Origin of the sequence: Afifella pfennigii DSM 17143 (assembly GCF_000688515.1) — a bacterium.
GTDB lineage: Bacteria > Pseudomonadota > Alphaproteobacteria > Rhizobiales > Afifellaceae > Afifella > Afifella pfennigii.
On the sequence record NZ_JHZK01000006.1, the window covers coordinates 114,746 to 126,478 of the forward strand.

Below are 11,733 nucleotides of genomic sequence, written 5' to 3' on the forward strand. Positions count from 1 at the left end.
GGCGCGATGCGCACGGGCGCGGGCTGCGGTCCCGCATGCGCCTCCCGCATCACGGCGCGGTAAAGGTGCGAGCGATGGCCCGGCTCTGTAGGCGATTGACGACTGACGAACTGATCACGGACTGCTTGTCCCATGTCTGAAGCTGATCTCCGCAACTTCAATGTGAACTTCGGCCCGCAACATCCTGCGGCACATGGGGTTCTGCGCCTCGTGCTTGAGCTCGACGGCGAGGTGGTCAAGCGCGTCGATCCGCATATCGGGCTCCTGCATCGCGGCACCGAGAAGCTGATCGAGCACAAGACCTATCTGCAGGCCGTGCCCTATTTCGACCGGCTCGATTACGTCGCGCCGATGAACCAGGAACACGCCTTCGCCCTGGCGGTGGAACGGCTTCTGGGTCTGGAAGTGCCCAGGCGCGGCCAGCTCATCCGCGTCCTCTACTGCGAGATCGGCCGCATCCTGTCGCATATCATCCACATCACCACGCATGCGCTCGATGTCGGAGCGCTGACGCCGCCGCTCTGGGGCTTTGAAGAGCGCGAGAAGCTGATGATCTTCTACGAGCGGGCTTCCGGCGCGCGCATGCATGCGGCCTATTTCCGGCCCGGCGGCGTGCATCAGGATCTGCCGCCGCAGCTCATCGACGACATCTGGGACTTCTGCGATCCTTACCTGAAGGTCTGCGACGACCTGGAAGCGCTTCTGACCGAGAACCGCATCTTCAAGCAGCGCAACGTCGATATCGGCGTCACCACGCTGGAGGAGGCCTGGCGCCGCGGCTTCTCCGGCCCGGTGCTGCGCAGCGCCGGCGCTGCCTGGGACCTCAGGAAGGCGCAGCCCTACGAATGCTACGAGGAGATGGAATTCGACATCCCCGTCGGCAAGAACGGCGACGCCTACGATCGCTACCATATCCGCATGGAGGAGATGCGCCAGGCGATCCGCATCATGAAGCAGTGCCTGGAGAAGCTGCGCTCGCCGGAAGGGGCGGGGCCCGTTTCCACGCATGACGGCAAGGTCGTGCCGCCGCGGCGCAGCGAGATGAAGCGCTCCATGGAAGCGCTCATCCACCATTTCAAGCTCTACACCGAGGGCTATCACGTGCCGGCCGGCGAGGTGTATGCGGCCGTTGAGGCGCCCAAGGGGGAATTCGGCGTCTATCTCGTCTCCGACGGCACCAACAAGCCCTATCGCTGCAAGATCCGCGCGCCGGGTTTTGCGCATCTGGCCGGTATGGATTTGATGTCGCGCGGCCACATGCTGGCCGATGTCGCCTCCGTTCTCGGCTCCATCGACATCGTGTTCGGAGAGGTGGATCGCTGATGGCCGTTCGTCGTCTGGCCGAAGAGCAGCCCGAAAGCTTCGCCTTCACGGCGGAGAACGCCGCCTGGGCGGAGCGCGAGATCACCAAATACCCCAAGGGGCGGCAGGCCTCGGCGGTGATCGCGCTCCTGTGGCGGGCGCAGGAACAGGAAGGCTGGGTGTCGGAGCCGGCGATCGAGGTGATCGCCGACATGCTCCACATGCCCAAGATCCGCGTCCTGGAGGTGGCCACCTTCTACACCATGTTCCATCTCGCCCCCGTCGGGAAGAAGGCGCATGTGCAAGTCTGCGGCACCACGCCGTGCATGCTGCGCGGGGCGGAGGACATCAAGGAGGTCTGCCGCCGGCGCATCGCGCCGCACCCGCACGAAGTCTCCGCCGATGGCGGTTTCTCCTGGGAGGAGGTGGAATGTCTCGGCGCCTGCGTGAACGCGCCGGTGGTGCAGATTTTCGCCGATACCTACGAGGATTTGACGCCCGAAAGCTTCGAAGCCGTGCTGGAGGCGATCGCGCGCGGCGACGAGCCGACGCCGGGCCCGCAGATCGACCGCCAATTCGGCGCCCCGGCTTCCGGCCCGACGACGCTGTTCGACGTGGAGGGCGGCTCGGAGCGCACGCCGCGCCAATGGAAGGCGGCGCCTTACCCGCAAGGCGGCGAGAGCGCCACTTCCGGCAATGGCGCTGCGCTCGGTGACAAGGCGCCCAACCCGGCCGCGGAAGACGTGGCCGGCGGCGCCCCCGCCACGCCGCGCGAGGCCACCGGGCGCGAGGAAAAGGCGGCTTCGCCCAACGGCAAGCAGCAAAAGGCCGGCCGGCCGACCGCGACGGGCCGCCCCGACGAGGAGGCCGCCCGCTCCAGCCCCACCGACAACGGCGAGAACCTCGCCGCCGGGCCGCACAAGGCGACGACCAAGGAGCGCATCGAAGCCGAGACGGAGGACGACGACGAGCCTGAGGCGCGCGCCGACGCGGCGGGCAAGCGCCCCGCCGCGCTCGCCGAGCCAGAGGGCAAGAAGGACGATCTGAAGCAGATTTCCGGCGTCGGCCCGGTGCTTGAGGAAAAGCTCAACGGCCTCGGTATCTGGCATTTTCGCCAGATCGCCGCCTGGAAGGGCGAGGAGATCGCCTGGATGGACGAATACCTGCATTTCAAGGGCCGCATCGAGCGCGACGACTGGGTGGGTCAGGCCGAGAGGCTGGCCGAGAAGAGCGGGCAAGCCTGATGTCCGCAACCTGGCCGCCGGCCGTTGCCCGGCCGCATTCCTGCCTGGCCGCCTTGCGCCGGCGCGACGACGAAGAGAGCCGAGATCATGCTCGCCGATAAGGACCGTATCTTCACCAATCTCTACGGCCTCCACGATCCGGGGCTGAAGGCGGCGCAAAAGCGCGGCCAGTGGGACGGCACCAAGGAGCTTCTGGCCAAGGGCCGCGACTGGATCATCGACGAGGTCAAGAAGTCGGGTCTCAGGGGCCGGGGCGGGGCCGGCTTCCCGACCGGGCTCAAATGGTCCTTCATGCCCAAGCAATCAGAGGACCGACCGCATTATCTGGTCGTCAACGCCGACGAATCGGAGCCCGGCACCTGCAAGGACCGGGAGATCATGCGCCACGACCCGCATATTCTCCTGGAAGGCTGCCTCATCGCCTCCTTCGCCATGGGCGCGCATGCCTGCTACATCTATATCCGCGGCGAATACATCCGCGAGCGCGAAGCGCTGCAGCGGGCGATCGACGAGGCCTATGAGGCGCGCCTCATCGGCAAGGACAACCTCAACGGCTGGGATTTCGACGTCTACATCGCCCATGGCGCCGGCGCCTATATCTGCGGCGAGGAGACGGCGCTCCTGGAAAGCCTGGAGGGCAAGAAGGGCCAGCCGCGCCTGAAGCCGCCTTTCCCGGCCAATGTCGGCCTTTATGGCTGCCCGACCACCGTCAACAACGTGGAATCCATCGCCGTCACGCCGGAGATCCTGCGCCGCGGCGGCGACTGGTTCGCCGGCATCGGCAAGGAGAACAACACCGGCACCAAGCTCTTCTGCATCTCAGGGCATGTGAACCAGCCCTGCACGGTGGAAGAGGCGATGTCGATCCCGTTCCGCGAGCTCATCGACCGCCATTGCGGCGGCATCCGCGGCGGCTGGGACAATCTTCTCGCCGTCATCCCCGGCGGCTCCTCCGTGCCGCTGGTGCCGGCCGAGCAGATCATCGACTGCCCGATGGACTTCGATTCGTTGCGCGCGCTGAAATCCGGCCTCGGCACGGCGGCCGTCATCGTCATGGACAAATCGACGGATATCGTCCGCGCCATCTCCCGCATCGCCTATTTCTACAAGCACGAGAGCTGCGGCCAGTGCACGCCCTGCCGCGAGGGCACCGGCTGGATGTGGCGGGTGCTGGAGCGCATGGCGCGCGGCGAGGCGGAAAAACGCGAGATCGACATGCTGCTCGAAGTGACCTATCAGGTCGAAGGCCATACGATCTGCGCTTTGGGCGATGCCGCCGCCTGGCCCGTCCAGGGCCTCATCCGCCATTTCCGGCCGGAGATCGAAAAGCGCATCGACCGCTACACGGCCAATCCGAATACGGAGACACGTGTCGTCCTGGAGGCGGCGGAATGAGGCGAGCGGATTGCCCGGACGGATGCACAGGAGGGGCTCGACCATGATGCAGAGGAAGAGGCCGAGCGAGGGCGGCGGCCCGTCCGAGACGCATGCCGATCTTCTCGCGCTCGCCAATCCCTTCGCTTTCCTGGCGGCCGGCATTGCCGTTTCCTATGGCACGGTGCTTGGCATGAGCGAGGCCTTCGCGCGCCGCACCGGCTTCGCCTCGCCGCTCCATGGCGCGCCTGCCGCCTCGCGCCCCGCCCCCGCTGCTTCGGCTCCCGCTGCTTCTGGGGACGCCGCTTCGGGGGGCGCCGCTTCGGCACCCTGTGCCCTGGAGGTGGATCTGCAGGCCCCGCCGGTCGAAGCGCTCGCCCGGCCGATCCTGGACGCGGCGCTGGAGCAGGCGGCCGAGGAGGCCAAGTCGGCGGAAGAGACGCCGGCGAGAGCGCCGCGCAAGCGGCCGGCCATGCGCCAATCGGCCAACCGCACCGTGCGCCTTGTGCGCAAGCCCGCCGACGGCAAGACGGGCAAGGCCACCGGCGCTCGCCGCGCCGCTTCCGTGCGGCTCAAGCGGCCTTACGGGCTTGAGGCGCCGCGCGCCGGCAAGGCGGACGACTTGAAGCTTATCTCCGGCATCGGCGAGCGGCTGGAGACGGTGCTGAACGATCTCGGCATCTATCATTTCGACCAGATCGCCGCCTGGAGCGAGGCGGAGATCGCCTGGATCGACGACTACCTCCACTTCAAGGGCCGCGTGAAGCGCAGCGACTGGCTGCCCCAGGCCCAGAGGCTGATGGCTGCCGCCCGCTGACGGGCGAGGCGCACGGGATACGGTATGACAGAGACGAAGACGCTCATTATCGACGATGTGGAGGTGGAGGTCCCGGCGACCTACACGCTCCTGCAGGCCTGCGAGGCGGCCGGCGCGGAAATCCCGCGCTTCTGCTTCCATGAGCGGCTGTCGATTGCCGGCAATTGCCGCATGTGCCTGGTGGAGCTGAAGGGCGCCCCCAAGCCGGTTGCCTCCTGCGCCTATGCCGTGCGCGATTGCCGCCCCGGTCCCAATGGCGAGCCGCCGCGGGTCTTGACCCGCTCGCCGATGACCAAGAAGGCGCGCGAGGGAGTGATGGAGTTCCTGCTCATCAACCATCCGCTCGACTGCCCCATCTGCGACCAGGGCGGGGAATGCGACCTGCAGGACCAGGCGATGGCCTATGGCGTCGATTCCTCGCGCTTCCAGGAGAACAAGCGGGCGGTGGAGGACAAATATATCGGCCCGCTGGTCAAGACGATCATGACGCGCTGCATCCATTGCACGCGCTGCATCCGCTTCTCCACCGAGGTCGCCGGCGTCTCCGAACTCGGCGCCACCGGGCGCGGCGAGGATATGGAGATCACCACCTATCTCGAAAGCGCCATGACGTCGGAGCTGCAGGGCAACGTCATCGACCTGTGCCCGGTCGGGGCGCTGACCTCGCGCCCCTATGCCTTCAAGGCGCGGCCCTGGGAGCTCAACAAGACCGAATCGGTCGATGTCATGGACGCGCTCGGCTCCGCCATCCGGGTCGATTCGCGCAACACCGAGGTGATGCGCGTCCTGCCGCGCACCAACGAGGCGGTGAACGAGGAGTGGATCTCCGACAAGACCCGCTTCATCTTCGACGGTCTTCGCACCCAGCGGCTCGACAGGCCCTATCTTCGCGAGAACGGCAAGCTTCGGCCCGCCAGTTGGCAGGAGGCCTTCGCCGCCATCGCCGAGAAGGTGAAGGCCGCGCCGGCGGAGCGCATCGGCGCCATCGCCGGCGATATGGCGAGCGTGGAGGAGATGTTCGCGCTGAAGAGCCTGATGCACTGGCTCGGTTCGCAGAACATCGATTGCCGCGAGCCCCATTCGGCGCTGCATCCAAGGCACGGGCGCGCCAGCTATGTTTTCGGCTCCACCATCGCCGGCATCGAGGAAGCCGATGCCATCCTTCTCGTCGGCGCCAATCCGCGCCTTGAGGCGGCCGTCCTCAATGCGCGCATCCGCAAGGCCTGGCGCGCCGCCGGCACGCCCGTCGGCGTCATCGGCGAGCCGGCCGATCTCACCTATGCCTATCAGCATCTGGGCGCCGGCCCGGCCTCGCTCGCCGCCTTGGCGGCCGGCGAGATCGATTTCCTGAAGGTGCTGGAGACGGCCGAGCGGCCGATGATCGTTCTGGGGCAGGGGGCTCTCGCCCGTCCCGACGGCGAGGCGATTCTTGCGACCGCCGCCGCGCTTGCGGAACGCGTTGGCGCCCTTGGCGGGGAATGGAACGGCTTCAACGTCCTGCACACGGCCGCCTCGCGCGTCGGCGGGCTCGATCTCGCTTTCGTGCCGGGCGAGGCGGGCCATGCCAGCGCCGCCATGCTCGGGCTTGAGGGCGAAGCGCCGCTCGATGTCCTTTTCCTGCTCGGCGCCGACGAGATGCCGCTCGATGCGCTTGGCGGTACCTTCCTTGTCTATATCGGCAGCCATGGCGACCGCGGCGCCCACCGCGCCGACGTCATCCTGCCGGGTGCCGCCTATACGGAGAAGTCCGGCACCTACGTCAACACGGAGGGCCGGGTGCAGATGGCCAACCGCGCCGTCTTCCCACCGGGCGATGCGCGCGAGGATTGGTCGATCCTGCGGGCGCTTTCGGAGGTTCTCGGCGTCAAGCTGCACTTTGATTCGCTGCCGGAGCTGCGCGCCCGTCTTTACGAGGCCGATTCGCGCTTCCTTGCCCTCGATGAGATTCCGCAAGAGGCCCCCTCCGGCCTCAGGAAGCTGGCCCGCGCCAGGGCGGGGGATTTGGGCGAGGCGCCTTTCGCCAGCCCCATCGTCGACTATTTCTTGACCAACCCCATCGCCCGCGCCTCCGCGGTGATGGCCGAATGCTCCGCGCTGCGCCTCGGTCCGCGCGCAGAGGCGGCGGAATAGGCAAATGAACGGCTTCCTCGATACCTATCTCATTCCCGGCGCCATCATGGTCGGCCAGAGCCTGCTTCTTTTGAGCGTGCTCCTGGTCATCATTGCTTATCTGCTTTACGCCGACCGCAAGATCTGGGCGGCCGTGCAGCTGCGGCGCGGCCCGAACGTGGTCGGGCCCTGGGGCCTGTTCCAATCCTTCGCCGACCTTTTGAAATTCGTCCTCAAGGAGCCGGTCATCCCGGCGCCTTCCGACAAGACGATCTTCCTCTTGGCGCCGCTCGTTTCCACGGTGCTGGCGCTGGCGGCCTGGGCGGTGATCCCGGTCGATGCCGGCTGGGTCATCGCCGACATCAATGTCGGCGTGCTCTACGTCTTCGCCATCGCCTCCCTGGAAGTCTATGGCGTCATCATGGGCGGCTGGGCGTCGAACTCCAAATACGCCTTCCTCGGCTCGCTGCGTTCGGCCGCGCAGATGGTCTCCTACGAGGTCTCCATCGGCTTCGTCATCATCACCGTGCTTTTGTGCGTCGGCTCGCTCAACTTCACCGACATCGTGCTGGCGCAGACGGAAGGCATCGGCACCTCGATCGGCATGCCGAGCAGCCTGCTGGACTGGCATTGGCTGCCGCTCTTCCCGATGTTCGTCATCTTCTTCATTTCCGGGCTGGCGGAGACCAACCGCCCGCCATTCGACCTGCCGGAAGCCGAGTCGGAGCTCGTCGCCGGCTTCATGGTGGAATATTCCTCCACCCCCTACATGCTCTTCATGCTTGGCGAATACGTCGCCATCACGCTGATTTGCGCGCTGACGACGACGCTCTTCCTCGGCGGCTGGCTGCCGCCGGTCGATATCGCCCCGTTTAACTGGGTGCCTGGCGTCGTCTGGTTCGTGCTGAAGCTCTGCTTCGTCTTTTTCATGTTCGCCATGGTCAAGGCGATCGTGCCGCGCTATCGCTACGACCAGCTGATGCGGCTCGGCTGGAAGGTGTTCCTGCCGCTTTCGCTTGCCGCCGTCGTCATCGTCGCCCTCGTTCTGCAGCTCACGGGCTGGGGCGGCGTGCCGATGGCGGGATGAGGCCGAGATGCTTTCGGACAGCGAGTTGTCCTGGATCGGTGGCGCCGTGGGCCTAGCTTTCAGCATCGCCGACTATATCTTGTTCGGTGTGGTGATGGACCGCGCGAGACGCCGCGGGGAAGGCGGCTCCGGCATGGCCGCGCTCGATTTTGCCCGTAAGCTGCAGCTTGTGCTCTTTCCGGTCGTCGGCTGGTTTGTGGCGCCGCTGCTTGTCAGAAGTTTCGGAGGTTCGTGATGGCGGCTCTTCGCCAGGCGGCGGGATCGCTCATTCTGAAGGAGTTCGTCGTCGCCCTTGCGCTGGCCATGCGCTACTTTTTCGCACCCAAGGCGACGCTCAACTATCCGCACGAAAAGGGCGCCATCTCACCGCGCTTTCGCGGCGAGCATGCGCTGCGCCGTTACCCCAATGGCGAGGAGCGCTGCATTGCCTGCAAGCTGTGCGAGGCGATCTGTCCGGCGCAGGCCATCACCATCGAGGCGGGCCCCCGGCGCAACGACGGAACCCGCCGCACCGTCCGCTATGATATTGATATGGTGAAGTGCATTTATTGCGGCTTCTGCCAGGAGGCATGCCCGGTGGACGCCATTGTGGAGGGGCCGAACTTCGAATTCGCCACCGAAACGCGCGAGGAGCTCTACTACGATAAGTTCAAGCTGCTCGCCAACGGCGATCGCTGGGAGCGCGAGATCGCGCGCAACATCGCTCTCGACGCGCCCTATCGCTAATCCGCGAGCTGGGCCAAATCCGCGCAGGCACGGCTGGACGCTCCGCCGGGCCTTCGCTAAACAACTGCCGCCGCACGCCACCTTATCCCGGACGAGATGATCCTCCAGTCGCTCTTCTTCTATCTGTTTTCGGCCGTCACTATCGCCGCTGCCTTCATGGTCATCTCGGCGCGCAATCCGGTCCATTCAGTCCTGTTTCTCATCCTCGCCTTCTTCAACTCCGCCGGGCTGTTCATCCTGCTCGGCGCGGAGTTCCTGGCGATGATCCTGGTCGTCGTCTATGTCGGCGCCGTCGCCGTCCTCTTCCTCTTCGTGGTGATGATGCTGGACGTCGATTTCGTCGAGATGCGCCAGGGTTTCCTGCAATATCTGCCGGTGGGGGCGCTGATCGGCATCATCCTCCTGGCCGAGCTCATCGCCGTTCTGGCCGGCGTCTATATCGCCCCGGAGACGGCGGCGCGGGTGGCCGAGCCGACCCCCCCGCTCTCGCAGATGAGCAACACCGAGGCCATCGGCTCGCTGCTCTACACCAAATACGTCTTCTTCTTTCAGATGGCCGGCCTTGTGCTGCTCGTGGCGATGATCGGCGCCATCGTCCTGACGCTGCGCCACAAGGAGGGCGTCAAGCGCCAGGATGTCAGCGCCCAGGTCGGCCGCACCCGCGATGAGGCCATCGAGGTCGTCAAGGTCAAGTCGAGGCAGGGAATATGACAATCGAGCTCGGCCATTACCTGACGGTCGCCGCGGTGCTGTTCACGCTCGGCGTCTTCGGCATCTTCCTCAATCGCAAGAACGTCATCATCATCCTCATGTCCGTTGAGCTGCTGCTTCTGGCCGTCAACATCAACCTGGTCGCCTTTTCCTCCTTCCTCGGCGATCTCGTCGGCCAGATCTTTGCGCTCTTCGTGCTGACGGTCGCCGCGGCGGAAGCGGCGGTGGGGCTGGCGATTCTGGTGGTGTTCTTCCGCAACCGTCGTTCCATCGCGGTGGAAGACATCAACATGATGCGGGGCTGAGCGGCGTGTATACGGCAATCGTCTTTCTTCCGCTGCTCGGCGCCATCATCGCCGGGCTGATAAGTCTCTTCGGCGCGGGCGCCCGCCATCCGGCGGAGCCGGCGCGCGAGCGTCGTGCGCACCGCGAGCCCGCCCACGAGGCGCATGAGGGCGAGCATCACCCGGCCGCGGCCGGCTCGCGCGCTGCCGAGATGATCACCTCCAGCCTCCTGGTGATCTCCGCGGTGCTGTCCTGGATCGCCTTCTTCGACGTGGCGCTCGGCGAGCGTCAGGGCTTTTCCGTCTCGGTGCTGACCTGGGTGCAATCGGGCGATCTTGCGGCCGACTGGACGCTGCGCATCGACGCCCTGACCGCGGTCATGCTGGTGGTGGTGACGACCGTCTCCGCGCTCGTCCACATCTATTCCATCGGCTATATGAGCCACGATCCGCACCGGCCGCGCTTCTTCGCCTATCTCTCCCTCTTCACCTTCGCCATGCTGGCGCTGGTGACCGCCGACAATCTCCTGCAGATGTTCTTCGGCTGGGAGGGCGTGGGCCTCGCCTCCTATCTTCTCATCGGCTTCTGGTATCAGCGCCCGTCCGCCAACGCCGCCGCCATCAAGGCCTTCATCGTCAACCGCATCGGCGATTTCGGCTTCCTGCTCGGCATCTTTGGCCTGTTCGTCCTCTTCGGCTCCATCTCCTTCGACACCATCTTCGCCAACGCGGCGGCGGTGGCGCGCGGTGAGGGGGCCGGTGTGGAGGTCTTTGGCACGGTATGGAGCGGCGAGGCGGCGCTGACCGTCGTCTGCCTGCTTCTCTTCCTCGGCGCCATGGGCAAGTCGGCACAGCTGCCGCTGCATACCTGGCTACCCGACGCCATGGAGGGCCCGACCCCGGTCTCCGCCCTCATTCACGCCGCGACCATGGTGACGGCGGGCGTCTTCATGGTGGCGCGCATGTCGCCGGTTTTCGAGTTCTCCGTCGACGCGCTCACCGTCGTCACCTTCATCGGCGCCGCCACCGCCTTCTTCGCCGCCACGGTCGGCCTGGTGCAGAACGACATCAAGCGCGTCATCGCCTATTCCACCTGCTCGCAGCTCGGCTACATGTTCGTCGCGCTGGGTATCGGCGCCTATTCCGTCGCCATCTTCCACCTGTTCACGCACGCCTTCTTCAAGGCGCTGCTCTTCCTGGGCGCCGGCTCCGTCATCCATGCCGTTTCCGACGAGCAGGACATGCGCAAGATGGGCGGCCTGTGGCGCAAGATCCCGCTCACCTATGCGCTGATGCTGGTCGGCACGCTGGCGCTGACCGGTTTTCCGATGACGGCCGGCTTCTTCTCCAAGGACGCCATCGTGGAGGCCGCCTTCGTCGGCCATAATCCCATGGCGAGCATTGCCTTCGTTCTTTTGGTCGTCGCCGCCGCCTTCACCTCCTTCTATTCCTGGCGCCTCATCTTCATGACCTTCCACGGCAAGCCGCGCGCCTCCTCCGAGGTCATGAGCCACGTCCATGAGAGCCCGCAGGTGATGCTGATGCCGCTCTACATCCTGGCGGCGGGCGCGCTCTTCGGCGGACTTCTCTTTGCCGCCGCCTTCATCGATCCGGAGCGTTCGGTGGAGTTCTGGAAGGGTTCGATCTTCACCGCGCCGGGCAACGACATCCTGGAGGAGTTGCACCATGTGCCGGCCTGGGTGAAGGCCTCGCCGATCATCGCCATGGCGCTCGGCTTCCTGGTGTCGCTGTTCTTCTACGTCTTGCGGCCCGAAACGCCCAAAGCGCTCGCTCAGCGGATGGGCTCGCTCTACCGCTTCCTCCTCAACAAGTGGTATTTCGACGAGCTCTTCGACGCCATGTTCGTGCGTCCTGCCTTCGCTCTCGGCCGCTTCCTCTGGCGCCGCGGCGATGAGGGAACCATCGACCGGCTCGGTCCCGACGGCATCTCCGCCCGCGTCGTCGATATCACCGGCCGCGTCGTCAAGCTGCAGTCGGGCTATCTCTATCACTATGCATTCGTGATGCTGATCGGCGTTGCCGTCCTCGTCACCTGGATGATGTTCGCTGGGTAACGAA

The 11,733-nt window shown here is 65.8% G+C and carries 11 protein-coding genes; all 11 read left to right on the forward strand.

The window, feature by feature from the left end; all coding sequences use genetic code 11:
- The first annotated feature begins 132 nt into the window (after window positions 1–132).
- Window positions 133–1,323, forward strand: a complete 1,191-nt coding sequence (locus tag Q331_RS0107110; RefSeq protein ID WP_026380107.1) for an NADH-quinone oxidoreductase subunit D — start codon at window positions 133–135, stop codon at window positions 1,321–1,323.
- On the forward strand, window positions 1,323–2,546 hold the full coding sequence (nuoE, locus tag Q331_RS20455; protein ID WP_034491357.1) for an NADH-quinone oxidoreductase subunit NuoE: 1,224 nt from the start codon (window positions 1,323–1,325) through the stop codon (window positions 2,544–2,546). Before Q331_RS0107110 ends, nuoE begins: the two co-directional genes overlap by 1 nt.
- 87 nt (window positions 2,547–2,633) lie before the next feature.
- Window positions 2,634–3,941 carry an NADH-quinone oxidoreductase subunit NuoF gene (gene nuoF / locus Q331_RS0107120; protein ID WP_026380108.1) on the forward strand — a complete coding sequence of 436 codons (1,308 nt, stop codon included), beginning with the start codon at window positions 2,634–2,636 and terminating at the stop codon, window positions 3,939–3,941.
- Between the two features lie 43 nt (window positions 3,942–3,984).
- Complete coding sequence (locus Q331_RS20460) at window positions 3,985–4,737, forward strand: hypothetical protein (RefSeq protein WP_051630769.1); 753 nt, start codon at window positions 3,985–3,987, stop codon at window positions 4,735–4,737.
- Between the two features lie 24 nt (window positions 4,738–4,761).
- On the forward strand, window positions 4,762–6,867 hold the full coding sequence (gene nuoG, locus Q331_RS0107130) for an NADH-quinone oxidoreductase subunit NuoG (protein WP_026380109.1): 2,106 nt from the start codon (window positions 4,762–4,764) through the stop codon (window positions 6,865–6,867).
- 4 nt (window positions 6,868–6,871) lie between these two features.
- Window positions 6,872–7,933, forward strand: coding sequence for an NADH-quinone oxidoreductase subunit NuoH (gene nuoH / locus Q331_RS0107135; protein WP_026380110.1), 1,062 nt, complete (start codon window positions 6,872–6,874; stop codon window positions 7,931–7,933).
- A 7-nt stretch (window positions 7,934–7,940) separates the two neighbouring features.
- Window positions 7,941–8,168, forward strand: a complete 228-nt coding sequence (locus Q331_RS0107140) for a hypothetical protein (protein WP_026380111.1) — start codon at window positions 7,941–7,943, stop codon at window positions 8,166–8,168.
- Window positions 8,168–8,659: an NADH-quinone oxidoreductase subunit NuoI gene (gene nuoI, locus Q331_RS0107145; RefSeq protein ID WP_026380112.1), complete on the forward strand. Its 492-nt coding sequence runs from the start codon at window positions 8,168–8,170 to the stop codon at window positions 8,657–8,659. The genes Q331_RS0107140 and nuoI overlap by 1 nt, the downstream gene beginning before the upstream one ends.
- 96 nt (window positions 8,660–8,755) lie before the next feature.
- Window positions 8,756–9,370, forward strand: a complete 615-nt coding sequence (locus Q331_RS0107150) for an NADH-quinone oxidoreductase subunit J (protein ID WP_026380113.1) — start codon at window positions 8,756–8,758, stop codon at window positions 9,368–9,370.
- On the forward strand, window positions 9,367–9,675 hold the full coding sequence (gene nuoK / locus Q331_RS0107155) for an NADH-quinone oxidoreductase subunit NuoK (protein WP_026380114.1): 309 nt from the start codon (window positions 9,367–9,369) through the stop codon (window positions 9,673–9,675). The genes Q331_RS0107150 and nuoK overlap by 4 nt, the downstream gene beginning before the upstream one ends.
- A 5-nt stretch (window positions 9,676–9,680) precedes the next feature.
- Window positions 9,681–11,729 (forward strand): NADH-quinone oxidoreductase subunit L, encoded by a 2,049-nt coding sequence (nuoL, locus tag Q331_RS0107160; RefSeq protein ID WP_026380115.1) that lies wholly within the window; start codon window positions 9,681–9,683, stop codon window positions 11,727–11,729.
- The last annotated feature ends 4 nt before the right edge of the window (window positions 11,730–11,733 follow it).

Bases quoted from the DNA above. Each gene is read 5' to 3' on its own strand.
- Q331_RS0107150 (WP_026380113.1), top strand. From the start codon at position 8,756: ATGATCCTCCAGTCGCTCTTCTTCTATCTGTTTTCGGCCGTCACTATC.
- Q331_RS0107140 (WP_026380111.1), top strand. From the start codon at position 7,941: ATGCTTTCGGACAGCGAGTTGTCCTGGATCGGTGGCGCCGTGGGCCTA.
- nuoE (WP_034491357.1), top strand. From the start codon at position 1,323: ATGGCCGTTCGTCGTCTGGCCGAAGAGCAGCCCGAAAGCTTCGCCTTC.
- Q331_RS0107110 (WP_026380107.1), top strand. From the start codon at position 133: ATGTCTGAAGCTGATCTCCGCAACTTCAATGTGAACTTCGGCCCGCAA.
- nuoI (WP_026380112.1), top strand. From the start codon at position 8,168: ATGGCGGCTCTTCGCCAGGCGGCGGGATCGCTCATTCTGAAGGAGTTC.
- Q331_RS20460 (WP_051630769.1), top strand. From the start codon at position 3,985: ATGATGCAGAGGAAGAGGCCGAGCGAGGGCGGCGGCCCGTCCGAGACG.
- nuoF (WP_026380108.1), top strand. From the start codon at position 2,634: ATGCTCGCCGATAAGGACCGTATCTTCACCAATCTCTACGGCCTCCAC.
- nuoH (WP_026380110.1), top strand. From the start codon at position 6,872: ATGAACGGCTTCCTCGATACCTATCTCATTCCCGGCGCCATCATGGTC.
- nuoG (WP_026380109.1), top strand. From the start codon at position 4,762: ATGACAGAGACGAAGACGCTCATTATCGACGATGTGGAGGTGGAGGTC.
- nuoK (WP_026380114.1), top strand. From the start codon at position 9,367: ATGACAATCGAGCTCGGCCATTACCTGACGGTCGCCGCGGTGCTGTTC.